We start from the raw sequence: 25,431 nt of genomic DNA, 5'->3' as shown, positions 1-25,431 counted from the left end.
GCGCCGGGCCGGATATGGGGCGCTTGAAAGCCCCCCGGTGTCGGGGCTATATGGGCGCCAGATCCGAAATTGAATTAGCAAGGATGCACCATGGCAGGCCATTCCAAATGGGCGAACATCCAGCACCGCAAGGGCCGTCAGGACGCCGCGCGGTCGAAACTGTTCTCGAAACTCTCCAAGGAAATCACCGTCGCCGCAAAGATGGGCGACCCCGACCCGGACAAGAACCCGCGTCTGCGTCTGGCCGTCAAGGAAGCCAAGAGCCAGTCCGTCCCCAAGGATGTGATTGACCGCGCGATCAAGAAAGCCACCGGCGGCGACGCCGAGAACTACGACGAAATCCGCTATGAGGGCTATGGCCCCAACGGTGTCGCCGTGATCGTCGAAACCATGACCGACAACAAGAACCGCACCGCTTCCAACGTGCGCTCCACCTTCTCCAAGAACGGTGGCAACCTCGGCGAAACCGGTTCCGTGGGTTTCATGTTCGAACGCAAGGGCGAGGTGACATATCCCGCCGCTGTCGGCGATGCCGATACCGTCATGATGGCCGCCATCGAAGCCGGTGCCGAGGATGTCGAAAGCGCCGAGGACGGGCATCTGATCTACTGCGCCGACACCGACCTCAACGAGGTCTCCACTGCGCTTGAGGCTGAACTGGGCGAGTCGGAATCGACCAAGCTGGTCTGGAAACCCACCACCACAACCGAGCTGGATCTCGAAGGCATGCAGAAGCTGATGAAGCTGGTGGATGCGCTGGAAGATGACGACGACGTGCAGCGGGTCACCACCAATTTTGAAGCCTCCGACGAGGTGATGGCGCAGCTCTGAGCCAGCGTCCGATGCGATTTTAAAGGCCCGCCAGCCCGGCGGGCCTTTTTCTTTGAACCCCTTGGGAATGCTGTAGAAAGGCCGCCCGATGCAGATCAGAGAGTTCCGCGCCGAAGATGCCGCCGCAGTGGCGCAGATCTTTCATGCCGCCGTGCATGGTGTTGCGCGGCAGGACTACACCGCCGCTCAATGCGCCGCATGGAGCCCGGAAGCCGCCCCCGGCACGGTCTGGCAAAGCCGGGCTCTGGACGGGCGGGTCATCTTCGTTGCGGCTGACGGCCGCGATCAGCCGCAGGGCTTTATCGAGCTGGAGCAGGACGGCCATATTGATTGCTTCTACTGCCACCCGGATGTGGCGGGCACAGGCGTCGGCTTGGCGCTCTATCGTCAGCTGGAGATCCGGGCGCGCGATCTGGGGCTGAAGATCCTCTATGTCGAGGCCAGCGAGGCCGCAAAGCGCTTCTTCACCCGGCAGGGCTTCAGCGATGAGGGGCGGCGCGATTTCGAACGGCGCGGCGTGATGCTGCACAACTACCGAATGACCAAATCGCTGCAATAAACCGGCGCCTTAGGGCCGGGTCAGCACACCTGCGCGCCGCAGCTCGTCCGCATCCGGTGTCCAGAGCTGGCGATGGTCGGTGGCAAACAGCCGCTCGGCAAAATCGGCGCTGACCCCCTGTGCAATCAGAAAATCGCGGTCGCGGGCCTGTTCGCGGTTCAGATCGACCTGCGGCAACCCACCGGGAAAGGCCAGCGCATAAGAATGGAACCCAAGGCTGCCTCCCTTGGCGAGCCTGCGCTCCTCTCCGGCGGCAAAGACCAAGGTGCAGGCCGAGGCGCAGGCACCCTCGGCCACCGTGTCCAATGCGCGCTCCCGGATCAGCCGGGCCACACCTCGCGCCTCATAGATCAGCCCGCCCGGACCGCTCAGCGCCACCTCGCGCAGGGCCGGGGCCTCGGCCATCATCGCCGCCACCCGGCGCGTCAGCCCATGCGGGATTTCCCCGGCAAAGACCAGCCGACGCCCATCCGGGGTGATCGACAGATCATATAGCGCCTCGCGCGCCAGCCGTTCGGTTTCGGCATAATCCGGCTCCTTCGGGGTGGTGGCGATCAGCACTGCGTCCCACCACAGGGTCACCGTGGCAAAACCGGCGAAGAGAATGGCCAGATAGCCGCCCCAGACCGGCGCCAGATGACCGGTGTCGCGAATATGGGCATCGGCGCTGCGCAGGAAACTGCGCGCCTGCCACAGCAGCAACAGTCCATCAATCAGCACCAGCGTATAAAGCAGCCGAAGCGGCAGCACGACAACCGTGTTCAGCAGCGCCCATGTCAGCAGCACCAGCAGCCGTGGCAACACCAGCTGCCACAGGAAACTGCGGCCCAGCGTCAGCATATGCAGCCGCTCCGGCGAGCTGCGGGCGGGATCTGTCTTCAGGCTGGATAACCTGCCGTCCGTTCTGTTGCCTTTGTGGTCCTCTGGCACTGTATTCGTGCCCCCGGTGGTTAGATCGGCGTCAGATGCCGACGGGCTGATTTGAGCACGGCACGGGTCACATCGGCAAGGGCCGGGGCCAGAACCCGGCTCACCTGCCAGGTCAGCGGTACATCCAGCGGGGTGTCTGGGATCAGCGGGCACAGCTGCTCGGCCGTCAGATAGGGCGCAGCCAGCTGCTCGGGGTTCATCCCCCAGCCGACGCCCGCCAGCGCCGCATCGACGAATCCCTGGCTCGACGGCAGGAAATGCGCAGGTGGCGCAATCCCCGGCCCCACATGTGCGCCAAGCCAGCGCGCCTGAAGCTGATCCTTGGCGTTGAAGATCAGACAGGGCGCACGACGCGCCGTCTCCGGGGTCACGCCGCTGGCAAACCAGCGGTCGCGGAACGCAGGCGAGGTGGTCGCGATATAGCGCAGCGCCCCCAGCGGGTGGGCATCGCAGCCGGTCACCGGCTTGGCGCGGGCCGTCACCGCTGCCGAAACCTCGCCCCGGCGCAGCCAGTCGGCGCTGTGGTCCTGATCGTCGATCACCAGATCAAACAGCAGCCCCTCGCAGGCCGCCATCACCGGAACGAACCAGGTCGCCAGACTGTCGGCATTGATCGCCACCCGCAGCCGCGAGGCACCGGGCGCGCGCTCCAGCCGCAGATCATCGGACACTGCCGCCTCCAGCAGGGCGACATCCTCGGCATGTTTGGCGATCCGCAGACCGGCCTCGGTGCCCAGACAGGGGCTGCCGCGCTGCACGAGGCTGCTGCCAATGCGATCCTCCAGCGCCCGGATCCGCTGCGAGATCGCCGACGGCGTCACCCGCAAGGCCTGCGCGGCCGCCTCAAACGAGCCGAGCCGCAAGACAGCCGATAGCGCGGCGAGGTGATTGGGATCGAATTGCATTAGCAGATCTTAATTTGGGTAAGTCAGATTAATTTGCTTACACCCGCTCAGCACCTTAGTCAAAGCACAGGCCACGACCACCACCAGGTCAGCTGTTGGACCAGGCCGCCTGCACCAAGATAACAAAGGACAGATCCCATGCCTTCCAGCCTGATTGCCGGTTTCTTTCTCGGCCTGAGCCTGATCATGGCCATTGGCGCGCAGAATGCCTTTGTGCTGCGGCAGGGGCTCAGACGCCAGCATGTGTTCTGGATCTGCCTCACCTGCGCCAGCTCCGATGCGCTGCTGATTACCGCAGGTGTGCTGGGCTTCGGCTCGCTGGCGCTGGCACTGCCGTGGTTCGAGCTGGCGATGCGGCTTGGCGGCGCGGCCTTTCTGCTGTGGTATGGCGCGCGCAGCCTCAGGTCGGCATGGCGCGGCGGCGCGCATCTGGACAGCGCAGACGGGCAGGGCACGCCGGTGACACTCTGGCCGATGCTGGCCACGGTGCTGGCGCTGACCTGGCTCAACCCGCATGTGTATCTCGATACCGTGGTGCTGCTTGGCTCGATCTCGGCGCAATATCCGCAGCCGCTGGTCTTTGGCCTTGGTGCGGCGCTGTCGAGCTTTGCCTTCTTCTTTACGCTTGGCTACGGGGCCAGCCTGCTGGCACCGGTCTTTGCCCGACCCCGAGCCTGGCAGCTGCTGGACGTGCTGGTGGGGCTGACCATGTGGGCCATCGCCATCAAGCTGCTGATGATGTGACAGTGCGGGGTGTCATACAGGTTCTGATGCGCCTCTGTGCGCGTCACGCACAAACCCGGTCGTGCCGCCCGGGACAAGAACATATTTCATATGTGAAGGGTTGTTCTGCGACCGCCCCGGTGCTCTCATGTGCGCTATGACTGCTCCATCCGACGACCACCCCGCATCCGACCGCGCCGCCATCGCCGCCGCCGCAAGGCCGCCGGCGCCCGCCGTCGGCAACCCGGTAAAAGGGGTGTTCTGGATGCTGGTGACGGGGCTGTGTTTTGTCGCGGTGACCGCCCTTGTCAAATACCTCGGCAATCGCATCCCGCCTGCGGAATCGGCCTTTCTGCGCTACCTGATGGGGCTGGTGTTTCTGGTGCCGATGGTCGCGACGCTGCGCCGGTCGCGGCTCACCGCCCGGCTCTGGGGGCTGTTTGCCATGCGCGGCTTTGTGCATACGCTGGGGGTGATCCTGTGGTTCTTTGCCATGACGCAGATCCCATTGGCCGAGGTCACGGCGATGAACTACCTGTCGCCGATCTATGTCTCCATCGGTGCCGCCCTCTTTCTGGGCGAACGGATGGCCCTGCGGCGTGTGGGCGCCATTCTTGTGGCGCTGCTGGGCGCGCTGATCATCCTGCGCCCCGGATTTCGCGAGGTAGAGGCAGGCCATCTTGCCATGCTCTTTACCGCGCTGGCCTTTGGCGCGTCCTACCTTCTGGCCAAGACAACGGTTGATGGCACCAACCCGGTGGTTGTCGTGGCGATGCTGTCGATCTGGGTCACGGTGTTTCTGGCTCCCTTTGCCGCCGCGGTCTGGGTGACCCCGAACATCTGGGAGCTGGCTGTCCTCTTTGCGGTCGCCTGTTTTGCGACAGCGGGGCATTTCACCATGACGCTTGCCTTTGCGTCAGCGCCGGTGACGGTGACCCAGCCGGTAACCTTTCTACAATTGCTTTGGGCGACACTGCTCGGCGCCCTCGTCTTCGAAGAGGCGGTGGATATCTGGGTTGTCGCCGGTGGCTGCCTGATCCTGGCCGCTGTCAGCTTCATCACCTGGCGGGAGGCGGTGCTGAAACGCCGGGCGCTGACACCTGCCAGCCTCGCCACAAAGGTCTGATTTCGCAAAACCGTCACAGAGCACTGATAGGGACACCGGAATAATTCGAGAATAGAGGTGAACGACATGCGCGTCCGATGGATCTTGGCTCTTCTGATTGCACCGGCGGCGCTGGTGCAATCGGCTCGGGCCGACACCGGTCATGTCGGGCTGGAGATCTGCAATGACACCGCAGTGCCGCAGTCGCTCAGCCTGGCGTTCCGCGATGACGGGCGCTGGATCTCCCGTGGCTGGTGGCAGTTGCCACCCGCCACCTGCGAGCGGGTGATCGACGCCCCGCTGCGCAACCGCTTCTACTACTTCCGAAGCGAGGCACAGGACTGGCAGTTTCTGGATGAGCGGATTTCCTTCTGCACCGCGCCGGATGAGTTCACCATCTATGGCGACCATGATTGCGCCATACGTGGCTATGACAGCGCATTTTTTGCCAAGATCGACACCCAGGCGCCCGCCACCACCACCGATGCCCCCGGCGCCAAAATCGCCTATGTGGCGCAGCTCAGCGAACATTCCCGCCCGCGTCACGCCCCGCCTGAAAGCGCGGCGTCAGGTGCCACCGCGCCGCCGGACAGCGGGTTTGATCGGGATGTCACCTTTCAGGGCTGCGAAGTCCGGCAGAGCGACGGGCGGGTGATCTGCAAGCTGGTGATGGAGGAGGGGCAGATCTGCGTCATCAATGACGGCGCGACAGAGCCTGCCATCATCGAGCGTCTGCTGACGCTGGATGCAGGCGCTCCGGTGCGGGTGGCCGGCAATCGTCTGGCGATCGGGGATCGCGTCATCCAGGCCAGCATCAGCGCGCTGACAGAGCGGGACGAAACCCGATATGACACCCTGCTTACTCAGCTGGCGGGCAGGTGGGTCTCACAGTCGGATGCCTACGATCTTTTTGTGGTCGAAGGGGCGGCGCGGCGCAATTTCTACGGCTCGGTCGAAACCATGACCGAACTGCTCTCGGTGCAGACCGCCTGCGCTGATGCTGAGGGTGCGGGCCCGTTCCTCGTCGCCCAGGCCGAGGATGGCGGCCCGACCCATTGTTACCGCATCCTCTCCCTGACGGAGACCGATCTGGTGCTGGGATACATGCCGCGTGACAGCCGATTGCACTATCGCCGTCAGGACCTGCCGCTGAACTGAACTGCCATCCGGTCGACGGGCCAGATCGTCGGGCAACGGCCCGGCTCAGTGGCTGTCAGCCGATCGCCAGATCCACAACCCGATGTGCGGCCCGGCGCGCCTGTTCGGGATCCAGCGGCGTTTCGGACTGGGCCGCCTGAAGCCAGACACCATCCATATAACATTGCAGCGCCTGACGGGCGGTTTCGACCCGGTCCTGCGGCAACAGGCATTTCAGCTCGGCCCGGAAATGGCTGCGCACGCGGCTGCGGTTGATTCTGTGCAGCCGCGACAGACGACTCGAATAAGGCGCGCTGGCCCAGAACTGCATCCACAGGCTACAGGGCGCGACACGAAACAAATCATCGTCAAAATTGGCGTCCATCACCGCATAAAGCCGCTCTTTTGGCGTCTGCGCCGTGGCATATCCACGAATCATCGCCAGGCGCAGCTTGTTCAGCAGATGGCGCATCGTGGCCTCCATCAGCCCTTCCTTGGAGCCGAAATAATAGTTGATCGAGGCTGCCGAGGCCCCCGCTTCCTTCGCGATTTCCGCCATGGTAACAACACCATAGCCGCGGCGGTGGACCGCAACGATGGTTGCTTCGATCAGCTCTTCGTTCCGGATGTCGCGAATTCTTTTTCTAGCCATATAGAAGTCTTGCGCCAGCTCGGTCTGCGTTTCAACTCCTGTTATGACTATTCCGGATCTTGAATGGTCATTTAAAAACTATTTGGGGACCTCCCGTTTTCTGCTATGTCTGTCGCACACGTCAAAAGGGCGACCAACGCCCATCCAAGGGAGGGACGTATGACAACAATCATCTCAGCCGGGATCTTGCTGGCCTTTGCGCTGGTGATTTTCTGCGTGATCAAATGGTGGAACATGCGCATCGTCGGGGTCACCCCGGTGCCGCTGTTCACCTTCATCGCTATTCTTTTCACCTCGGGTCTGGATGTGGGGCTGATCATGTTCCCACTCGCCTTCGACTTCCCGCTTTACGCGGATACGGCGACAGAGCCCGCCTATGCCTTCACCAATCCGCTGGCGCTCGAATTTGGCTTCTGGGGCTTCCTGATCTGGGCGTTCTACTTCCTGACCGCCTTCTATTTCTGCGCCATCGAGCCGCGGGTGAAGTTCTTTGAAATCGGCATCGTGAAGCTGCTGAACAATCTGGTGATCATCACCACCTGCGCCTTCACCGGCGCGCTGTTCCTGATCTACATGCCATATTACATCGCCGAAGTCGGCGACGGCGAGACGGTCATCCCGGCCTTCTATGTGATCTGCTTCCTGGTAATCCTGGCGGCGGCCTATTCCTCGACCGATATCAAATACGTCCGTATCCTGTCGGTGGCCTCCACCTTCCTGTTCTTCGCGCTGATCCTCGGCATGTGGGCCTATGCAGGTATGGGGCTGGGTGAGTTTGTCACCACGGCCGGCAATATCGGCGGCTACTTCGGCAATATCCACAAATTCATCCTGCCGCTGACCGAATACCATGAATTCTACCTGTTCTGGTGGTTTGCATGGTCGATCATGATCGGCCAGTTCACCTCGCGCTTTGTCGGTGGCCTGACCACATGGCAGCTGCTGGCCTCACTGCTGGTGTTCCCGTCGATCCCGCTCGCGGTCTGGTTCTCGGTGCTGTATTTCTACCACCTCAACACCATTCCCACCGCTGGTCTGATCAACTGGTCCATGACGGTTGTTGGCATCCTCTTCGTGATCAACTCGTTTGACTCGCTGATCCGCCTTTACACCGACAACATGAACCTCAGCGCCGAACGTCTGGGCAAGCTGCCTTACGTGCTTGGCAACGCCGTGGCGCTCTTTGCCCTGACCCTGGCCTTCCAGAGCCAGTGGCTGCAGATCCAGTGGGTCGGCACCGTGGTGATCGGCATCTACATCGCCTGCCTGATCTACATCTTCGTGAAGAAGCGCAGCGAAGTTGCGGCCATCACTGCCTCGCCTGAGGAAAACACCCTCGATTTCGATCGTATCAAGACAGCCCACTAAAAACCGGGCGCCCCGGCCCGCCAGATGGCAGGGCCGGGGCCTTTCGCGGCATCGCCGCACCGAGACATCCGACAGGTTTGGTCTTTTGCGCCATGGGCCTCGCGCCTTGGCTCTCTCCAATCTGTCGCCCCAGATCACCCGGCCACAGGCCGCATCGCAGACCATAAGGAGCGCTTCGACATATGACTGCCCCGAACATCCTGATCGTGATGGTTGACCAGTTGAACGGCACGCTGTTCCCCGATGGTCCCGCCGAGTTCCTGCATGCGCCGAACCTGAAAAAACTGGCCGCCCGCTCCACCCGTTTTGCCAATGCCTATACCGCCTCGCCCCTCTGCGCGCCGGGACGGGCGTCTTTCATGTCCGGCCAGCTGCCCTCGCGCACCGGCGTCTATGACAACGCGGCCGAATTTCGCAGCGACATCCCCACCTACGCCCATCATCTGCGCCGTGCGGGCTATTACACCTGCCTTTCCGGCAAGATGCACTTTGTCGGCCCCGACCAGCTGCACGGGTTCGAGGACCGGCTGACCACCGACATCTACCCGGCCGATTTCGGCTGGACGCCGGATTACCGCAAACCGGGAGAGCGGATCGACTGGTGGTATCACAATATGGGATCGGTCACCGGCGCAGGCATCGCCGAGATTTCCAACCAGATGGAATATGACGATGAGGTCGCCCATCACGCCAAGGCCAAGCTCTACGATCTGGCCCGTGGCAAGGACGATCGCCCCTGGGCGCTGACCGTCAGCTTTACCCATCCTCATGACCCCTATGTGGCGCGCCGCAAGTACTGGGACCTTTACGAGGACTGCGAGCACCTGCTGCCCGAAATCCCGGCAATGGCCTACGCCGACCACGACAACCACGCCAAACGGATTTTCGACGCTAACGACTGGCGCAGCTTTGATATCTCGCAAGAGGACATCAAACGTTCCCGCCGTGCTTATTTCGCCAATATCTCCTATCTTGATGACAAGATCGGCGAGATCCTTGAGGTGCTGGAAACCACTCGGCAAGAGGCGATCATCCTCTTTGTCTCCGATCATGGCGACATGCTGGGCGAGCGTGGATTGTGGTTCAAGATGACCTTCTACGAAGGCTCCGCGCGGGTGCCGCTGATGATCTCCGCGCCGGACCTGCCCGCGGGCCGGATCGACACCCCGGTCTCCACCCTCGATGTGACGCCAACGCTGGGCGCGCTGGCCGGTGTGGATATGGCAGAGATCGAACCCTGGACGGATGGGCAGAACCTGCTGCCTTTGGCCCTTGGGGAGGAGCGCAGCGCACCCGTCGCCCTGGAATACGCAGCCGAGGCCTCTTATGCGCCGCTGGTCTGCCTGCGCTATGGCAAATGGAAATACACCCGCTGCGCGCTCGATCCCGACCAGCTGTTTGATCTGGAGGCCGACCCGCACGAGCTGACCAATCTGGCAGCGGACCCGGCCCATGCCGGCACGCTGAACTCCCTGCGTGCCAAATCCGAGGCCCGCTGGAACCTTGAGACCTTCGACGCAGAGGTGCGCGCCAGTCAGGCCCGCCGCTGGGTCGTCTACGAAGCCCTGCGCCAGGGCGGCTATTTCCCCTGGGACTACCAGCCGCTGCAAAAAGCATCCGAACGCTACATGCGCAACCATATGGATCTGAACGACGTTGAGGACGGCAACCGCTTTCCTCGCGGCGAATAGACCACTCACACATACTCCTACGCCAGTTCTTCTGGCCCTAAATATCCCCGCCGGAGGCAGAAAATCATGACACACCCCGCACAGCCCAAAGCCAGCCATTTCATCAATGGCGCATATGTCGAAGACACCAGCGGCACCCCGATCCCGGTGATCTATGCCGCCACCGGCGAGCAGATCGCCACGGTCTACGCGGCCACGCCCGCAATTGTCGAACAGGCGCTCTCCACTGCAAAGGCCGCCCAGAAAGAATGGGCCAAGATGACCGGCACCGAGCGCGGCCGCATCCTGCGCCGCGCCGCCGACATCATGCGCGAACGCAACCACGAGCTCAGCGTGCTGGAAACCTACGACACCGGCAAGCCGCTACAGGAGACGCTGGTGGCCGACGCCACCTCCGGCGCCGACGCGCTGGAGTATTTCGGCGGCCTCGCAGGCTCCCTCACCGGCGAGCACATCCCGATGGGCGAAGACTGGGTCTATACCATGCGCGAGGCACTGGGCCTGTGTGTGGGCATCGGCGCGTGGAACTACCCGACCCAGATCGCCTGCTGGAAAGGCGCGCCTGCGCTGGCCTGCGGCAACTCGATGGTGTTCAAACCCTCCGAGACCACGCCGCTCTGCGCCCTCAAGGTGGCCGAGATCCTGCATGAGGCGGGCGCTCCTGCCGGTATCTACAATGTCATTCAGGGCATGGGCGAGGTCGGGGCTGCGCTGGTCACCGACCCGCGCGTCGACAAGGTCTCGCTGACCGGCTCGGTGCCGACCGGCAAGAAGGTCTATGCCGCCGCCGCTGCTGGCATGAAGCACGTCACCATGGAACTGGGCGGCAAGTCGCCGCTGATCATCTTTGACGACGCCGATGTGGAAAACGCCGTCGGCGGCGCCATCAATGGCAACTTCTATTCCTCCGGTCAGGTCTGCTCCAACGGCACCCGCGTGTTCGTGCAGAAGGGCATCAAGGAGAAATTCCTCGCCCGTCTCGCTGAACGCACCGGCAACGCAATCCTCGGCGACCCGATGGATGAGGCCACCAGCTTTGGCCCTATGGTCACCGAAAACCAGATGAACATCGTACTTGGCTACATCGAAAAGGGCAAAGAAGAGGGCGCCCGCCTGATCTGCGGCGGCAAGCGCGCAGACATGGATGGTTTCTTTGTCGAACCGACCGTCTTTGCCGATGTGACCGACGACATGACCATCGCGCGCGAGGAGATCTTTGGCCCGGTGATGTCGGTCCTCGACTTCGACACCGAGGAAGAGGTGATCGCGCGCGCCAATGACACCGAATTCGGCCTGTCGGCGGGCGTCTTCACCAATGACTTCAGCCGCGCTCACCGGGTGATCGGCCAGCTGGAGGCGGGCAGCTGCTTCATCAACTCCTACAACGACGCGCCGGTCGAGGCGCCGTTTGGCGGGGTGAAAGCCTCCGGCGTGGGGCGAGAGAACTCGAAAGAGGCGATCAAGCACTTCAGCCAGGTGAAATCGGTCTACGTCCGCATGGGCGACGTCGAAGCGGCGTTCTGATTGCCCTTTTGGGCAACGCCCACCCACCCGCCCCGTTGCCCAAAAGGGCAAGAGGGAAGGGGATGCTGAGAGGCCTGCTGAGGGCGCTTCGCGTCCTCGGCGGACCACAACAATGATGAGGCAGATTCGGGGTGCCTCAAGGACAGGCCGCGCCATGGCGCGGTGCCACAGGCATCCTTGACCCAACCCGCATCCGCAATGGAGAGACGCAATGAACGCGGATTATGTGATTGTCGGTGCCGGCTCTGCCGGCTGTGCCATGGCTTACCGCCTGTCCGAGGCAGGAAAATCGGTTTTGGTGATCGAACATGGCGGCAGTGATGCCGGACCGTTCATCCAGATGCCGGGGGCGCTGAGCTACCCGATGAATATGTCGATGTACGACTGGGGCTACAAATCGCAGCCGGAACCGCATCTGGGCGGTCGCGAACTGGTCTGCCCGCGCGGCAAGGTGATCGGCGGTTCCTCCTCGATCAACGGCATGGTCTATGTGCGCGGCCACGCAGGCGATTACAACCACTGGGCCGAGACCGGGGCGACAGGCTGGTCCTATGCCGACGTGCTGCCCTATTTCAAACGTATGGAAACCTGGGACGATCGCGGCCATGGCGGCGATGCGGACTGGCGCGGCACCGACGGCCCGCTGCATGTGACCCGCGGCCCCCGCGACAACCCGCTGCACGCGGCTTTTGTAAAGGCGGGCGAACAGGCCGGCTATCCGGTGACCGAGGATTACAACGGCGAGCAGCAGGAAGGCTTCGGCCCGATGGAAATGACCGTCTACAAGGGTCAGCGCTGGTCCGCCGCCAATGCCTATCTGAAGCCCGCGCTGAAGCGTGACAATTGCGATCTGATCCGCGCTTTTGCGCGCAAGGTGGTCATTGAAGAAGGGCGCGCCGTCGGCGTCGAGGTCGAGCGGGGCGGCAAGATCGAGGTGATCCGCGCCAACGCCGAGGTCATTCTTGCGGCTTCCTCGCTGAACTCGCCCAAACTGCTGATGCTCTCCGGCATCGGTCCGGCCAAACATCTGGCCGAGCATGGCATCGACGTTGTCGTCGACCGTCCCGGCGTGGGCCAGAACCTGCAGGACCATCTGGAATTCTATTTCCAGTTCGCCTCCAAACAGCCGATTACCCTGTTCAAATACTGGAACCTGCTTGGCAAGGCGATGGTGGGGGCGCAGTGGCTGTTCACCAAAACCGGTCTTGGCGCTTCCAACCAGTTCGAAAGCGCCGCCTTCATCCGCTCGGACAAGGGCGTCGATTACCCGGATATCCAGTACCACTTCCTGCCCATCGCGGTGCGCTATGATGGTCAGGCCGCAGCCGAGGGCCACGGTTTTCAGGCCCATGTCGGCCCGATGCGCTCGGACTCGCGCGGTGAGGTCACGCTGGCTTCCAGCAATCCCAAGGATGCGCCGAACATCCTGTTCAACTACATGTCGACCGAGAAGGACTGGGAGGATTTCCGCAAATGTATCCGCCTGACCCGCGAGGTATTTGCACAGGATGCGATGAAGCCGTTCGTGAAATATGAGATCCAGCCCGGCGATGGGCTGCAATCGGATGACGAGCTGAACGGCTTTATCCGCGAACATGTCGAAAGCGCCTATCACCCCTGCGGCACCTGCAAGATGGGCGCGGTGGAGGATCCGATGGCGGTGGTTGATCCCGAATGCCGCGTCATCGGCGTCGAGGGGCTGCGCGTCGCCGACAGTTCGATCTTCCCGCGCATCACCAATGGCAATCTCAACGGTCCCTCGATCATGACCGGCGAGAAAGCCTCCGACCACATCCTCGGCCGCCGCCTGCCGTCGTCAAACGCGCAGGCCTGGTTCAACCCGAATTGGCAAACCTCCCAGCGCTGAACAGCCGGGGGATAGCCCTGAAACGCCCGCTGCACCCCGTTGCGCGGGCGTTTTTTAGTCGGCCGAAGCTGCCGGTTTGATCCGCGTCAAAGTGGGCAGGGGCAGGGCTGGCTAAGGTCCGTCTGACGCTGAAAAATCAAGGAGCGAGCAGATGTCCAATACCCCCCACGAACTGGCCGAAGAATTTCCCGACAAGCAGTCGCAGATCCATGCGCTGAAGCAATCGGACGCCCATTTTGCCAAGCTTGCGGACAGCTATCACGCGGTGAACCGCGCGGTGCATCGCGCCGAAACCAATGTCGAGCCGATGTCCGAAACTGCCGAAGCCGACCTGCGCAAACAGCGCGCCGCCCTCAAGGATGAGATCTGGGGCATGTTGTCAAAGGCGTAAGAAACCCAGCCAACAACAGCAAAGAGGGGCGCCGCCGGTGCCCCTCTTTTCCTGTCACCCGCGCGATTATTCCTGCGATATCATGCCGAAGACCGGGGCCGAGATATCGCTCAGCCCATTTCTTCCTGACATTCGATTGCCGCTTCAAGCGCCTTGTAGCTCCCGGTGAGGTCTATCGACATGACTTCGCCCTCGGTCGTGTAGAGCGTCATCGTCTGTTTGATCGCGAGGTCGAACAGGAAATCGGGGTTGTCAAAGGCGATATCCGCCCCGGGCACATCCTCAAGATAGATGCCCGTCGCATCGGCATCATAATCCTGACCGTCAAGCGAGAAGAGAACCGGATAGGAGGCCCCTTCCTCGATGTCGCCCCAGCCCATGTTGAAGGCAGTGACATAGCCCGTGCCTTCGGTGCGGTCAAAACCGATGCGGACAACGGATCCATCGGTGAATTCCGACTGGATCAGGCAGCCGTCGCCCAGTGAGGGATCAATCAGAACATCCCAGTAATCAGAGGCCCCCCATTGCTCCAGTGTCTGGGCACCGACCGCGTTGGTATGGACCGCACCGATCAACAAGAAACTGGCGGCAATAGCTGGGATTTTCATGTGGTTACTCTCTTTTCCGGGGGACACTCGTATCTGGCTGCCGAGCTTGGAGGCTTGCCCCTGTTTCTGCAAGAAACTTTTCTGGCGGGGCGCTCAGGTCCTGCTGGGCACCGTGGCTGGGTGTTCCGCATCCTTTCAGCTCACCTCATAAGGCAGCACGCCGCGCTGGTCGGTGTTGATGCTCAGCCGCCGTTCCAGCGGTGGCACCGATCGCTGATGGCAATCGCGTCGTTCGCAGATCCGGCAGGAGATGCCAATCGGCTCATAGGCGCTGTCCTGACTCACATCCAGCGTATCGGCATAGACCAGAGCGTCGGCATGGCGCACCTCGCAGCCCAGGGCAATCGCGTAGCGCCGGACAGGAGAGCCAAAGGAACCGCCCGGTTTCGACACATCCCGCGCCAATGAGATATAGCGCACCCCGTCCGGCGTCTCCGCCAGCTGCCGCAGGAACCGGCCCGGCGTCTCAAAGGCGCGGTGCACATTCCACAGCGGGCAGGCGCCGCCAAACCGTGCAAATTGCAGCCGCGTGGCCGAGTGCCGCTTGGTGATGGTGCCCGCCTGATCAACCCGGACAAAGAAGAACGGCACCCCCTTGGCGCCGGGGCGCTGCAATGTGGACAGGCGATGCGCCACCTGTTCGATCGAGGCGCCAAAGCGGGTGGCGAGCAGCTCCAGATCGTGGCGGCAGTCCACGGCGGCATCCAGAAACTGCCGGTAGGGCATCATCGCGGCCCCGGCGAAATAGTTGGCGAGGCCGATCTTGGCGATGGAGCGGGCCGCCTCGCTGTGAAACTTGGCAAAGTCCAGCGTGGCCTCCAGCAGGTCGTTCTGATGCAGCAGCGCCACCTGCAACAGCAGCTGGAACAGCTGCGTCTGCGGTGAGGCACGGTTGGACAACCGCAGCACCTTGCCTGCCGGATCAAACTTTCGCAGCCCGTCGATATCGCCGAAAACCACGCTGATCCCGGCCTGATCCAATGCGGCGATGGCGGCGCTGCGGGCGTCTAGCCTGCCACTGAAATTCTCTGCCGCGCGATCCACCGCATCAATGTAGTTGTCACAATAATGGAAGAAATCGCGCACCTCTTCCCAGGGCGAAGCCTGAATGCGCGCATCCTCGCGCCCCAGCGCCTCATCCAGCGAGGCCAGTCGCTCATGGGTCTGACGGTAGGCGCGATGCAGCGTCAGCAGCGCGCGCGCCAGCGCCGGCGCGTTGGAAGCCGTCAGCCGCAGATCCGCCATTGGTACTGCCGCATCGGCAAAAACCGGGTCGGCCATCACCTCACGCATGTCGCTGACCAGTCGTTCGCTGTCACCGGTGGACAGCTCGGTGACATCCAGCCCGAATTCCTGCGCCAGCGCCAGAACCACGGTCGTGGAAACCGGGCGGTTGTTGTTTTCCATCTGGTTGAGATAGGGCAGGGAGACCCCCAGCTTGGCGGCGAACTCCTTTTGCGTCAGCGACAGGCGCAGCCGCATTTCCCGCAGCTTGGCTCCGGCATAGAGTTTCTGTTGCGCCATGGGTGTCCCCTTTGCAAATATTGGATATTGCAACTGTAGAATTGCAAATCATGCGGTGCAAGAGCGGCACGCCCATCGGACGCGCTGGCGGGGAAAGTGCAAGGTGATGATGGGAGGGCGTTATGCGAACACCCGAACCGGGCAGGGCGGCGCTGCTGCCGCTCAGATCCCGAGGTTTTTCTCGCGGCGGATCACCACCTGGATCGACACAAAGCCCAGAACGGCGGTGGCCAGCATGATGGTCAGCAGCGGCACTGGCGTCGATCCCGGAACCAGCAGGTAGCCCGCATAGGCGCTAAGCCCGGCGCCAACGCCAATCATGATCGCACCGGCAAGCCCTGAGGCGGTGCCCGCAAGATGGGGCCGCACCGAAATCGCACCGGCGGTGGCATTGGGGATCGCCATGCCGTTGCCCAGCCCGACAAAGGTCATGAAGCCAAAGAAGGAATAGACGCTGTCGGCACCCGCCAGCGCCAGTGTGAGCGACAGCGCCACGCCGATGCCGTTGATCAGACAGCCCCAGAGCACCATCCGATTGAGCCCGATCCGGGTCGAATAGCGCCCGGACAGGAAATTGCCGATGAAATACCCCACGGCCGGCGAGGCAAAATAGACCCCAAGCTCGGCAGCAGACAGACCATAGACCTGTGTGCCGACAAAAGGCGCGCCGCCCAGATAGGCAAAAAACGCGCCCGACGACAGGCCCGAGGCCAGCGAATAGCCCCAGAACCGCGGCGACCGCAGCAGCTCGGGATATTCGCGGAACTGCGCCATCAGGGTCTTGCCGCTCTTGCGGGCGGTTTCGCCAAGGTCGAGATAGGCAATCGCGAATGTTGCCGCCCCCAGCACCATCAGCAGCCAGAAATTGGCTTTCCAGCCGAGGGTCTCTTCCAGCGCGCCACCGATCACCGGGCCGATCATCGGCACCACCGCCATGCCCATGGTGACATAGCCGATCATGCTGGCGGCGGCATCATTGTCGTAGATGTCGCGCACGGCGGCACGGCTCAGCACCATGGCAGAGGCGACAATCGCCTGACACATCCGAAACAGCAGAAAGATCTCCGCCGTCGGCGCATAAAGACAGCCCAGCGTCGCCAGCAAGAACAGCGCCACACCCCACAGGATGACCGGGCGGCGCCCCAGCTTGTCGGAAATCGGCCCGACAAAAATCTGCACCGCCGCGCTGACGGCAAGGTACAGCGCGACCGACAGCTGCATCAGGCTGTAATCGGCATCAAAATATCGGGCCATCCCGGGAAGGGAGGGCAGAAAGATATTCATCGCCAGCGCCGACAGCCCAGAGAGCAGGATCAGCGTGCCGATATTGGGGTTGGACCGACGGTCCAGAAATCGCCGCGGAATGGTTCGCATGTGAACGAATTAGGTCACACCGCGGCGATTGTCCATAATGCGCAGCCTCAGACCAGCAGATCGTCGCTGATCTGATCCAGGGTCATATTGCGCAGCGTGACGCTGTTGTTGCCATCAAGGTCGAAGTATAGATCGTCGCCCACCTCGCTGGCGCGGGCGAGCACCTCGGCTCTGCTGCCGTGGCCGACGATGCGCAGCGTGTCGATGTCGTCCTGAAAGTCGCGGATGGTGTCATTGCCGCCATTGCGGGCAAAGATGAAGATATCGGCGCCGCTGTTGCCCACCAGACGATCATTGCCGCCGGCGCCGTTCAGGCGGTCATTGCCGCCGCCACCGATGAGCAGGTCAATCCCGCTGTTGCCGTTCAAGGCATCATTGCCGCCATCGCCGCGCAGGGTGTCCCGTCCGCCGCCGCCGACCAGCCGGTTGTTGGCGTCATTACCGATGATCAAATCCCGGCCTCGCCCGCCGATGGCGTTCTCGATGGTGACGCCATGGGCTATTGTCACATCGCTTTCGGTGTCAAAGCTTGAGAAATGCATCTCGCGCAGATCCAGTGTCACCGCCGTGCTGCGGTCGCTGGCGTTGAAGGTGTCGCGGCCACCGGTGTCCCAGATCACATCCACGGTGTCGGTGCGCGATCCGCGATAGGTAGAGTTGTCGGTGTTGTAATCGACGGCACCCCAGATGTCCTGCAGCGCCAGCACGTCGAACAGCATCATCGCATCGCTGTCCTGACCGTTCAGCGGGTTCTCGCGGTAGGACATCACCGAATAGAGGTTGCTGTCATAGCCTTCGGGCAGGCTTGAATCATGGGTGTGCTGAAGACCAAGAGCATGTCCCAGTTCATGCAGGATCAGGCTTTCACGGTTGTCCTGTGACATATCCAGGGTGTTGTCAAAAACCGCATAGCCGTCCCAGCTGCTGATATCACTGCCGCGAAAGCTCATGCTGTAGCCGCCGATCCCGACCGTGCTGCCGGGGATGGTGACGGAGCCGAGGTTCAGGTCGGGATCAGCCGCGCCCCGCACCTCGACAAAATCGACGTTCAGGAAGGTTTCGATATGGTCGAACGCCTCGGCAAAGGCAGCCCGTTCCGCGGCGCTGAAACTCTGCCAGCCGGAATATGTGCTGCCGGTCGGCAGATCGCCGGGCGCGGAGCTGCCCGCGAATTGATAGGTGATGGTCAGCCGGGGGGCGTTATCCGTGTTGATCGGATTGCGGGTGTAGAACCCGTCGAACTGCATGGCCTGTATGATCTGGGAAGGGTGTAACATGGGGGGTGTTCCGTCTCCGTTGCTCGGCCCCGGTGATACGAGCACATCGGTCAGCACATCAAGAACACCCGCCGCTTCGGCGGTTTCTGCGCGGTTCTGTGCCTGTTTGCAAATTAGCGCATCTGTTACGCAAATGCTTTGCAAATTTGCCATTATTGACTTTGGCTTCTCCTGTGCAGCGTCTATGGTCGCCTGAAATTCAACAGGGGGCATGGCCATGAAAGATATCCTTTCCGAGCTGGAAGACCGTCGCAACGCAGCGCGACTGGGGGGCGGACAAAAGCGGATCGACGCTCAGCATGGGCGCGGTAAACTGACCGCGCGCGAGCGGATCGAGCTGCTGTTGGACGAGGGCAGTTTCGAAGAATTCGACATGTTCGTGGCGCATCGCTGCACCGATTTCGGCATGGAAAAACAGCGCCCGGCGGGCGATGGCGTGGTTACCGGCTGGGGCACCATCAATGGCCGGATGGTCTATGTCTTCAGCCAGGATTTCACGGTGTTCGGCGGCTCTCTGTCGGAAACCCACGCGCAAAAGATCTGCAAGATCATGGATATGGCGGTGCAGAATGGCGCGCCGGTCATTGGCATCAACGATTCCGGTGGCGCCCGTATTCAGGAAGGTGTCGCCTCGCTTGCGGGCTACGCCGAGGTGTTCCAGCGCAACATTATGGCTTCGGGCGTGGTGCCGCAGATTTCCGTCATCATGGGCCCCTGTGCCGGCGGCGCGGTCTACTCGCCCGCGATGACCGATTTCATCTTCATGGTGAAGGACACATCCTACATGTTCGTGACCGGCCCCGACGTGGTGAAGACCGTCACCAACGAGGTCGTCACCGCCGAGGAGCTGGGCGGCGCCTCGACCCACACAAAGAAGTCCTCGGTGGCTGATGGCGCCTTTGAAAACGACGTCGAAGCCTTGGCGGAGGTCCGCCGGCTGGTCGACTTCCTGCCACTGAACAATCGCGAAAAACCGCCGGTTCGCCCCTTCTTTGATGAGCCGGGCCGCGTCGAAGCCTCGCTCGATACGCTGATTCCAGAGAATCCCAACACGCCCTACGACATGAAGGAGCTGATTCACAAAGTCGCGGACGAGGGGGATTTCTACGAAATTCAGGAAGATTTCGCCAAGAACATCATCACCGGCTTTATCCGCCTTGAAGGGCAGACCGTGGGTGTTGTTGCCAACCAGCCGATGGTTCTGGCGGGCTGTCTCGATATCGATTCCAGCCGCAAGGCGGCGCGGTTCGTGCGCTTCTGCGACTGTTTCGAGATCCCGATCCTGACGCTGGTTGATGTGCCGGGCTTCCTGCCTGGGACCAGCCAGGAATATGGCGGCGTCATCAAACATGGGGCAAAGCTGCTGTTTGCCTATGGCGAGGCGACGGTGCCGAAGGTTACCGTGATCACCCGCAAGGCCTATGGCGGCGCCTATGACGTGATGGCCTCCAAACATCTGCGTGGCGATTTCAACTACGCCTGGCCGACGGCGGAGATCGCCGTGATGGGGGCCAAGGGCGCGACCGAAATCATCCACCGCGCTGATCTGGCGAATGCCGACAAGATTGCCGAGCACACGAAGGATTACGAAGAACGCTTTGCCAATCCCTTTGTGGCGGCGGAACGCGGCTTCATCGACGAGGTGATCATGCCGCAATCCACCCGCAAACGCGTCAGCCGTGCCTTTGCGTCGCTGCGGGGCAAGCAGCTCAAAAACCCGTGGAAGAAACACGACAATATCCCGCTGTAACACCCGGACCCGTTCCGGATTTCCTGACCCAGACCCTTGCGGCCAAAGGTAAATATCGCCTTGGTTGCGAGGGGCGATGAGGATACAACTCAGATGTCAGCGCCTGCCTATGCCGCGATCTGCCGCCACCCCGATGGCAAAAGCCTGTTGGAAATCAGCGGGCTGGAACCAATCGCCGGCATATCGGGTGGATTGTTCGCAAAATGCGATCAATTTGAACAATCTCAGATGTTTGCGCCCACATTTGTATCTTTGTTTGACACCGGAACCGAATCTGACACATGATCCGCGCCAGCTCATATCGGACAGCGCGCACCGCGTGTGCAGCGCCTGCAGCCCCGACAGGAGGAGCCCATCGTTTTTGGGGTCGGGGCTGCGGTATTGGGCCTGCCATCAAATCTGCCGTGACGGCCTCCGGGGTCTCGGTTCTGCTTGCCCTTGGCGCGGCTGCGCAGGCCGGATCGCTGCCGATTGATCTGCCATCGGGGCAGGAGGTCGATCTGCATGAGGTTCTTCTGGACGACAGCACCGGCGAGCTTTGGGTGCGCTTTCGCTTTCTTGCGCCGCAGATTGCCCGCGACGCGGCGCTGATCAGCTATGAACAGGCCGCCCCGGATATGGATCACCTGTGCCAGACCCTGGTTCTGGCCTATCTGCACCAGCATGGGCTGGAGCCGGTCCGGGTGGTGATCTCGCTGTCGGACCGCGAAGTGCCCTTTGGGGCGGCGGATGCGGCGGCGACACAGTTCTTTGAAAGCTACCGCCCCGAGGGTGACAGCTGCATCTGGGAGGCATTCTGATGATCTGTTGTCTGCCCCGCGGGCTGCGGGCCGCTACAGCCCGGCAGCTGCCGCCGGTTCTGGTGTCCCCCGGTGTCACAAAGACGCCGATGCAGGCTGAAAACTGGCGCTTTTTTGCAGCTTTGCCCGCCGAAGTGTCGTCGGATCCGGCTTTGGGATGTGAAACCCCGCGCATCTCCGCTACTCTCTCGTCAGATCACATGAGCGTGATCTGTTATTTGAGGATGAGGCAGGCGCCGGCCGTGGCCCGCGCAGGTTTCAAAGACACAATTGGGAGACAGAAATGTCCAAGAGCATCAAACTCGTTGCCCTGGCGGGCCTGCTTGCAGCCGCCGCAGCCTGCGCACAGCAGGAAGAAGAATACGTTGTTGTCGAGCCCGAGCCGATTTCGGCTGAGCCCGTTTACACCGGCAAATACAAGTAATCACGACAGGGGTCCGGCCCTGCGGCCGGACTCTACCGTCCCGCGGGGTGCCGGATCGGAGGCACCATCATGCTAAAACACCGCGGTTTCCCCGGCCGTCTGCCGGGCACCGATTTTCAATTCGTCATCCGCCGTCCCAACCCCAAGGGGGTTACGCCGATCACCCGTCGCGAACGGTTCCGCGACCGTCGCCCGGCAGACCGGCGCGCCGATGCGGGCTTCATGCAGGCGCTGTGGGACTGCTTTGGCGATCAGCCCTTTGAACGTGGTAATCTGGATGCAGGTCGTCTGAGCTGGCTGTTCGGCCGCGAGGTGATCCCGGCCGAAGACCCGTTTGATCCCGAAAGCTATGAGGCGCTGCTGGTCATCAGTGTCGATGTTGCCCAGCTGTCCTTTCCCGAAGTCTTCGACGGGAGCGCGCGCTGAGATGTTTGCCGGGCCTGACCATATCCCTGTGCAGAGCTGTCGTCGCCTCGCGCGACCGCCGCGCAGTGGCTGTGATCGGGCCCCGGCGAATCTCTTGCCCCTGCGCGATGTGGCGAGCCCCGCGGCAAACCCGGCCGCAGGGAGGGTCAGATCGCGGGGCGGTGACACTATATGCGGCGCGAGCCGGGCATTCCGGGCCGATTTCGGCGTAATCCTGCAGGGCAGATCCCGGTTTGCGCAACTTCTCGCCAAATTGGCGTGTTTTGCAACTCAGGGGATGTTTCTGTGGCGCGGGCTGTGCACTCTGGTCGTGACAGGTCAGCCTGTCGTGCATCTGATCCAGCCCCTTCGCCTGGAAGGGCAGGTTTGCCCCCCCAATCGCGGCCTGCCCATTTTTTCCTTGGATGCAAAGGCGGAAGCTTGCCAATTGCCCCCCAGTGTTTGGCAGGCTTCTGCGCATTCCCCTGATCCGCAACAGAAATCCTTGTTTGCTCTGGACCGTGCTGCGAACAGTTGCGCAGAGCTTGGATCACAAAACGAAGGATCATTCCAATGCAGGCAAAACTCATTCTTGCGGCTTTTGGCCTCTGCACCGCGCTTGCGGCCTGTGGCGACACCACCGGCGAACAGGTTGTTTACGGGGCCGGTGCCGGTGCCGTCGGCTCGGCGCTGCTCAACGGCAACCTGGTCACAGGTGCCGCTGTTGGTGCTGCGGCCAACGTCATCTACTGCAAGGAAAATCCGCGCAAGTGCTAGGCCTGCCGGTGGCGCCGCAGGCACGCGCCTGTATCGCCGCAGCCATGCCCTGACAGCAACGCCGTCTGACCGCCTCGTCGCAGGGGCGGTGGCCGCGCGCCACATATATATCACCGCACAAAGGCCGCACCCGGAGACCCCTCCGGCGCGGCCTTTTTTGTGTTCTGACGAAGCCAAGACCGTGACGGGGCAGGGCTCCGTCACCCACCGAAGACAAGGGACAGCCAATGTTTGAAAAGATCCTGATTGCCAACCGGGGCGAAATCGCCTGCCGGGTCATCAAGACCGCCCGCAAGATGGGCATCAAGACCGTTGCCATCTACTCGGACGCCGACAAGCAGGCCCTGCATGTCGAAATGGCTGATGAAGCTGTCCACATCGGCCCGCCGCCCGCCAACCAGTCCTATATCGTCATCGACAAGGTGATGGAGGCGATCCGTGCAACCGGTGCGCAGGCGGTGCATCCGGGCTATGGCTTCCTGTCGGAAAACGCCAAATTCGCCGAGGCGCTGGCCGCCGAAGGCGTCGCCTTTGTCGGCCCGCCGGTGGGCGCCATCGAAAGCATGGGTGACAAGATCACCTCGAAGAAGATCGCGCAGGAGGCTGGCGTCTCCACCGTGCCCGGCTACATGGGCCTGATTGCCGACGCTGACGAGGCGGTGAAAATCTCCAACGAGATCGGCTATCCGGTGATGATCAAGGCCTCTGCCGGTGGTGGTGGCAAGGGGATGCGGATCGCCTGGTCCGATGAGGAGGCCCGCGAAGGGTTCCAATCCTCCAAGAACGAGGCGGCAAACTCCTTTGGCGACGACCGGATCTTCATCGAGAAATTCGTCACCCAGCCGCGCCATATCGAAATTCAGGTGCTCTGCGACGGCCATGGCAATGGCATTTATCTGGGCGAGCGCGAATGCTCGATCCAGCGTCGCAACCAGAAAGTCGTCGAAGAGGCGCCGTCGCCCTTCCTCGATGAGGATACCCGCCGCGCCATGGGCGAACAGGCCGTCGCCCTGGCCAAGGCGGTGGGCTACGCCTCTGCTGGCACGGTGGAATTCATCGTCGATGGCGACAAGAATTTCTACTTCCTGGAAATGAACACCCGCCTTCAGGTCGAACACCCGGTCACCGAACTGATCACCGGTGTTGATCTGGTCGAACAGATGATCCGCATTGCCGGCGGCGAGCCGCTGTCGATCACCCAGAACGACGTCAAACTGAATGGCTGGGCCATCGAAAACCGCCTCTATGCCGAAGATCCCTATCGGGGTTTCCTGCCCTCCATCGGCCGCCTGACCCGCTATCGTCCGCCCGCCGAAGTCGCCGCAGGCCCGCTGCATGACAGCGGCAAATGGCAGGGCGACGCCCCTGCGGGCGAACTCGCCGTGCGCAATGACACCGGCGTCTTCGAGGGTGGCGAGATCTCGATGTATTATGACCCGATGATCGCCAAGCTCTGCACCTGGGGGCCGACACGCGAGGCGGCGATTGCCGCCATGCGCGATGCGCTTGACGGCTTCGAGGTTGAAGGCATCGGTCACAACCTGCCGTTCCTCAGCGCGGTGATGGATCACCCGATCTTTATCGCGGGCACCATGACCACCGCCTTTATCGAGGAGCAATATCCCGAAGGGTTCGTCGGGGTAGAGCTGCCGGAGCAGGATCTGCGCAAGATTGCCGCCGCCTCTGCCGCCATGCACCGGGTTGCCGAAATCCGCCGCACCCGCGTGTCGGGCCGGATGGACAACCACGAACGCAAGGTCGGCAGCGACTGGGTGGTCTCGCTTCAGGGTATGGATTTCAACGTCATCATCGACGCTGACCGCGACGGCTCCACCGTGCGGTTTGACGATGGCAGCACCCTGCGCGTCACCTCGGACTGGACCCCCGGCGATCAGCTCGCCCGGCTGACGGTTGGCGGTGATGCTCTGGTGGTGAAGGTCGGCAAGATCTCCGGCGGGTTCCGCATCCGCTCGCGCGGGGCCGATCTGAAGGTTCATGTGCGCACGCCACGACAGGCGGAACTGGCCAAGCTGATGCCCGAGAAAGTCGCCCCCGACACCTCCAAACTGCTGCTCTGCCCGATGCCGGGTCTGGTGGTGAAACTGGAGGTCGAAGTCGGCGACGAGGTTCAAGAAGGTCAGGCGCTCTGCACCATCGAGGCGATGAAGATGGAGAACATCCTGCGCGCCGAGCGGAAAGGCGTCGTCAGCATGATCAACGCCGCCGCCGGTGACAGCCTCGCCGTTGACGAAGTGATCATGGAATTCGAATAACACCAGATGATGTTGGTGCAGCCATATCGCAAACTGGCGCGTGTCGCCTGTCTGGCGCTGGTCCTTTCGGGGCTGGCGGGCTGTGCCATGCAAGATGAGGCGGCGGCCCGTGCCGCCGTCGGCGACTGGGTGCAGCTGGGGGAGACACAGTATTACTTCTCCCGCCGCAACTGCGCCGCAGGCGTGTTCGAAATCAAGGCCACCCGGATTTCATCGCTGCTGACCAAGGCACGGTCGGTCCGGGCGGGGCTGCGTCATCTCGATGACGACAAACCCGTCGCCTTTGAGGTGCCCGGACTGTCGCCCAATATGGTTTCGGTTCAGGTGATGACGATGGATCAGGGGCGCGGCAATGGCATCTTTGCCGCCGGGATCGTCGGCAAGGACTGCATGTTGGAGGAGGTGAGCCGCGCCTATCTGATCGCGCTGCTCGATCCGACATCGGTGTTGATCTATGAGCCACGCGCCCGGTTCATGGCGGTGGTGGACCGCACCAACAGGCGTCTGTTCTACGCGCAGGGCGGGGCGGTGTGATG

General features: G+C 62.2%; 24 protein-coding genes. 17 read left to right on the top strand and 7 right to left on the bottom strand.

The window, feature by feature from the left end; genetic code table 11:
• Positions 1–90 precede the first annotated feature (90 nt).
• Positions 91–831, top strand: a complete 741-nt coding sequence (locus WLQ66_RS09385) for a YebC/PmpR family DNA-binding transcriptional regulator (protein WP_340546053.1) — start codon at positions 91–93, stop codon at positions 829–831.
• A gap of 88 nt (positions 832–919) precedes the next feature.
• Positions 920–1,390: a GNAT family N-acetyltransferase gene (locus WLQ66_RS09380; RefSeq protein WP_340546052.1), complete on the top strand. Its 471-nt coding sequence runs from the start codon at positions 920–922 to the stop codon at positions 1,388–1,390.
• A gap of 9 nt (positions 1,391–1,399) precedes the next feature.
• Here the strand turns inward: WLQ66_RS09380 and WLQ66_RS09375 are convergent, their stop codons facing one another.
• Together WLQ66_RS09375 and WLQ66_RS09370 are read right to left on the bottom strand one after the other, a co-directional pair.
• Positions 1,400–2,230 (bottom strand): COG3904 family protein, encoded by an 831-nt coding sequence (locus WLQ66_RS09375; protein ID WP_340546051.1) that lies wholly within the window; start codon positions 2,228–2,230, stop codon positions 1,400–1,402.
• A 110-nt stretch (positions 2,231–2,340) separates the two neighbouring features.
• Positions 2,341–3,225, bottom strand: a complete 885-nt coding sequence (locus tag WLQ66_RS09370) for a LysR family transcriptional regulator ArgP (protein WP_340546050.1) — start codon at positions 3,223–3,225, stop codon at positions 2,341–2,343.
• A gap of 138 nt (positions 3,226–3,363) precedes the next feature.
• On the opposite strand from WLQ66_RS09370, the gene WLQ66_RS09365 reads away from it, so the two are divergent.
• The 3 genes from WLQ66_RS09365 to WLQ66_RS09355 all read left to right on the top strand — a co-directional run bounded on the left by WLQ66_RS09365 (position 3,364) and on the right by WLQ66_RS09355 (position 6,211).
• Entirely contained in the window at positions 3,364–3,969 is a 606-nt protein-coding gene (locus tag WLQ66_RS09365) for a LysE/ArgO family amino acid transporter (RefSeq protein WP_340546049.1), read from the top strand.
• A gap of 136 nt (positions 3,970–4,105) precedes the next feature.
• Complete coding sequence (locus WLQ66_RS09360) at positions 4,106–5,074, top strand: DMT family transporter (protein WP_374015579.1); 969 nt, start codon at positions 4,106–4,108, stop codon at positions 5,072–5,074.
• Between the two features lie 66 nt (positions 5,075–5,140).
• Positions 5,141–6,211: a DUF1036 domain-containing protein gene (locus WLQ66_RS09355; RefSeq protein ID WP_340546047.1), complete on the top strand. Its 1,071-nt coding sequence runs from the start codon at positions 5,141–5,143 to the stop codon at positions 6,209–6,211.
• A gap of 55 nt (positions 6,212–6,266) precedes the next feature.
• On the opposite strand, the gene betI is transcribed toward WLQ66_RS09355, so the two are convergent.
• Positions 6,267–6,842: a choline-binding transcriptional repressor BetI gene (betI, locus tag WLQ66_RS09350; protein ID WP_340546046.1), complete on the bottom strand. Its 576-nt coding sequence runs from the start codon at positions 6,840–6,842 to the stop codon at positions 6,267–6,269.
• Between the two features lie 159 nt (positions 6,843–7,001).
• Here betI and WLQ66_RS09345 point away from each other — a divergent pair, with 159 nt between their 5' ends.
• The 5 genes from WLQ66_RS09345 (at position 7,002) to WLQ66_RS09325 (ending at position 13,683) form a co-directional block, all read left to right on the top strand.
• Positions 7,002–8,210 carry a BCCT family transporter gene (locus WLQ66_RS09345; RefSeq protein ID WP_340546045.1) on the top strand — a complete coding sequence of 403 codons (1,209 nt, stop codon included), beginning with the start codon at positions 7,002–7,004 and terminating at the stop codon, positions 8,208–8,210.
• 182 nt (positions 8,211–8,392) lie between these two features.
• Entirely contained in the window at positions 8,393–9,901 is a 1,509-nt protein-coding gene (gene betC, locus WLQ66_RS09340) for a choline-sulfatase (protein WP_340546044.1), read from the top strand.
• 66 nt (positions 9,902–9,967) lie between these two features.
• Positions 9,968–11,425, top strand: coding sequence for a betaine-aldehyde dehydrogenase (betB, locus tag WLQ66_RS09335; RefSeq protein ID WP_340546043.1), 1,458 nt, complete (start codon positions 9,968–9,970; stop codon positions 11,423–11,425).
• A gap of 211 nt (positions 11,426–11,636) precedes the next feature.
• A complete protein-coding gene (betA, locus tag WLQ66_RS09330) occupies positions 11,637–13,292 on the top strand; it encodes a choline dehydrogenase (RefSeq protein WP_340546042.1) in 1,656 nt (551 codons plus the stop codon).
• 151 nt (positions 13,293–13,443) lie between these two features.
• Complete coding sequence (locus tag WLQ66_RS09325; RefSeq protein WP_340546041.1) at positions 13,444–13,683, top strand: HP1242/YdcH family protein; 240 nt, start codon at positions 13,444–13,446, stop codon at positions 13,681–13,683.
• Positions 13,684–13,793: 110 nt separating this feature from the next.
• Here WLQ66_RS09325 and WLQ66_RS09320 read toward each other — a convergent pair whose 3' ends face one another.
• The 4 genes from WLQ66_RS09320 to WLQ66_RS09305 all read right to left on the bottom strand — a co-directional run bounded on the left by WLQ66_RS09320 (position 13,794) and on the right by WLQ66_RS09305 (position 18,466).
• Positions 13,794–14,291, bottom strand: coding sequence for a hypothetical protein (locus WLQ66_RS09320; RefSeq protein WP_340546040.1), 498 nt, complete (start codon positions 14,289–14,291; stop codon positions 13,794–13,796).
• Positions 14,292–14,426: 135 nt separating this feature from the next.
• Complete coding sequence (locus WLQ66_RS09315; RefSeq protein ID WP_340546039.1) at positions 14,427–15,815, bottom strand: helix-turn-helix domain-containing protein; 1,389 nt, start codon at positions 15,813–15,815, stop codon at positions 14,427–14,429.
• 162 nt (positions 15,816–15,977) lie between these two features.
• Positions 15,978–17,189, bottom strand: a complete 1,212-nt coding sequence (locus WLQ66_RS09310; protein WP_340546038.1) for a multidrug effflux MFS transporter — start codon at positions 17,187–17,189, stop codon at positions 15,978–15,980.
• A gap of 47 nt (positions 17,190–17,236) precedes the next feature.
• The gene (locus WLQ66_RS09305; protein ID WP_340546037.1) at positions 17,237–18,466 is read right to left on the bottom strand and encodes a M10 family metallopeptidase; all 1,230 of its coding nucleotides are present in this window, start codon (positions 18,464–18,466) and stop codon (positions 17,237–17,239) included.
• Between the two features lie 217 nt (positions 18,467–18,683).
• Between WLQ66_RS09305 and WLQ66_RS09300 the strand changes: the two genes are divergently transcribed.
• The 7 genes from WLQ66_RS09300 (at position 18,684) to WLQ66_RS09270 (ending at position 25,429) form a co-directional block, all read left to right on the top strand.
• Positions 18,684–20,216: an acyl-CoA carboxylase subunit beta gene (locus tag WLQ66_RS09300; RefSeq protein ID WP_340546036.1), complete on the top strand. Its 1,533-nt coding sequence runs from the start codon at positions 18,684–18,686 to the stop codon at positions 20,214–20,216.
• Between the two features lie 404 nt (positions 20,217–20,620).
• Complete coding sequence (locus tag WLQ66_RS09295) at positions 20,621–21,016, top strand: DUF6497 family protein (protein WP_260104883.1); 396 nt, start codon at positions 20,621–20,623, stop codon at positions 21,014–21,016.
• A gap of 283 nt (positions 21,017–21,299) precedes the next feature.
• A complete protein-coding gene (locus WLQ66_RS09290) occupies positions 21,300–21,440 on the top strand; it encodes a hypothetical protein (RefSeq protein ID WP_014880466.1) in 141 nt (46 codons plus the stop codon).
• Positions 21,441–21,509: 69 nt separating this feature from the next.
• On the top strand, positions 21,510–21,866 hold the full coding sequence (locus tag WLQ66_RS09285; RefSeq protein ID WP_340546035.1) for an SH3 domain-containing protein: 357 nt from the start codon (positions 21,510–21,512) through the stop codon (positions 21,864–21,866).
• A 552-nt stretch (positions 21,867–22,418) separates the two neighbouring features.
• Positions 22,419–22,622 (top strand): hypothetical protein, encoded by a 204-nt coding sequence (locus tag WLQ66_RS09280; protein WP_340546034.1) that lies wholly within the window; start codon positions 22,419–22,421, stop codon positions 22,620–22,622.
• Positions 22,623–22,849: 227 nt separating this feature from the next.
• Positions 22,850–24,895 carry an acetyl-CoA carboxylase biotin carboxylase subunit gene (locus WLQ66_RS09275; protein ID WP_340546033.1) on the top strand — a complete coding sequence of 682 codons (2,046 nt, stop codon included), beginning with the start codon at positions 22,850–22,852 and terminating at the stop codon, positions 24,893–24,895.
• A 9-nt stretch (positions 24,896–24,904) separates the two neighbouring features.
• A complete protein-coding gene (locus WLQ66_RS09270; RefSeq protein ID WP_340546335.1) occupies positions 24,905–25,429 on the top strand; it encodes a hypothetical protein in 525 nt (174 codons plus the stop codon).
• Positions 25,430–25,431 lie beyond the last annotated feature (2 nt).

Source organism: Phaeobacter sp. A36a-5a (assembly GCF_037911135.1).
GTDB lineage: Bacteria > Pseudomonadota > Alphaproteobacteria > Rhodobacterales > Rhodobacteraceae > Phaeobacter > Phaeobacter bryozoorum.
The sequence above is the reverse complement of the archived record's forward strand: the minus strand, read 5'-3'. Positions and strand labels throughout refer to the sequence as shown.

Coding starts and splice junctions, on each gene's coding strand:
- WLQ66_RS09385 (WP_340546053.1), top strand. CDS start 91: ATGGCAGGCCATTCCAAATGGGCGAACATCCAGCACCGCAAGGGCCGT.
- WLQ66_RS09380 (WP_340546052.1), top strand. CDS start 920: ATGCAGATCAGAGAGTTCCGCGCCGAAGATGCCGCCGCAGTGGCGCAG.
- WLQ66_RS09375 (WP_340546051.1), bottom strand. CDS start 2,230: ATGCTGACGCTGGGCCGCAGTTTCCTGTGGCAGCTGGTGTTGCCACGG.
- WLQ66_RS09370 (WP_340546050.1), bottom strand. CDS start 3,225: ATGCAATTCGATCCCAATCACCTCGCCGCGCTATCGGCTGTCTTGCGG.
- WLQ66_RS09365 (WP_340546049.1), top strand. CDS start 3,364: ATGCCTTCCAGCCTGATTGCCGGTTTCTTTCTCGGCCTGAGCCTGATC.
- WLQ66_RS09360 (WP_374015579.1), top strand. CDS start 4,106: ATGACTGCTCCATCCGACGACCACCCCGCATCCGACCGCGCCGCCATC.
- WLQ66_RS09355 (WP_340546047.1), top strand. CDS start 5,141: ATGCGCGTCCGATGGATCTTGGCTCTTCTGATTGCACCGGCGGCGCTG.
- betI (WP_340546046.1), bottom strand. CDS start 6,842: ATGGCTAGAAAAAGAATTCGCGACATCCGGAACGAAGAGCTGATCGAA.
- WLQ66_RS09345 (WP_340546045.1), top strand. CDS start 7,002: ATGACAACAATCATCTCAGCCGGGATCTTGCTGGCCTTTGCGCTGGTG.
- betC (WP_340546044.1), top strand. CDS start 8,393: ATGACTGCCCCGAACATCCTGATCGTGATGGTTGACCAGTTGAACGGC.
- betB (WP_340546043.1), top strand. CDS start 9,968: ATGACACACCCCGCACAGCCCAAAGCCAGCCATTTCATCAATGGCGCA.
- betA (WP_340546042.1), top strand. CDS start 11,637: ATGAACGCGGATTATGTGATTGTCGGTGCCGGCTCTGCCGGCTGTGCC.
- WLQ66_RS09325 (WP_340546041.1), top strand. CDS start 13,444: ATGTCCAATACCCCCCACGAACTGGCCGAAGAATTTCCCGACAAGCAG.
- WLQ66_RS09320 (WP_340546040.1), bottom strand. CDS start 14,291: ATGAAAATCCCAGCTATTGCCGCCAGTTTCTTGTTGATCGGTGCGGTC.
- WLQ66_RS09315 (WP_340546039.1), bottom strand. CDS start 15,815: ATGGCGCAACAGAAACTCTATGCCGGAGCCAAGCTGCGGGAAATGCGG.
- WLQ66_RS09310 (WP_340546038.1), bottom strand. CDS start 17,189: ATGCGAACCATTCCGCGGCGATTTCTGGACCGTCGGTCCAACCCCAAT.
- WLQ66_RS09305 (WP_340546037.1), bottom strand. CDS start 18,466: ATGTTACACCCTTCCCAGATCATACAGGCCATGCAGTTCGACGGGTTC.
- WLQ66_RS09300 (WP_340546036.1), top strand. CDS start 18,684: ATGAAAGATATCCTTTCCGAGCTGGAAGACCGTCGCAACGCAGCGCGA.
- WLQ66_RS09290 (WP_014880466.1), top strand. CDS start 21,300: ATGTCCAAGAGCATCAAACTCGTTGCCCTGGCGGGCCTGCTTGCAGCC.
- WLQ66_RS09285 (WP_340546035.1), top strand. CDS start 21,510: ATGCTAAAACACCGCGGTTTCCCCGGCCGTCTGCCGGGCACCGATTTT.
- WLQ66_RS09280 (WP_340546034.1), top strand. CDS start 22,419: ATGCAGGCAAAACTCATTCTTGCGGCTTTTGGCCTCTGCACCGCGCTT.
- WLQ66_RS09275 (WP_340546033.1), top strand. CDS start 22,850: ATGTTTGAAAAGATCCTGATTGCCAACCGGGGCGAAATCGCCTGCCGG.
- WLQ66_RS09270 (WP_340546335.1), top strand. CDS start 24,905: ATGTTGGTGCAGCCATATCGCAAACTGGCGCGTGTCGCCTGTCTGGCG.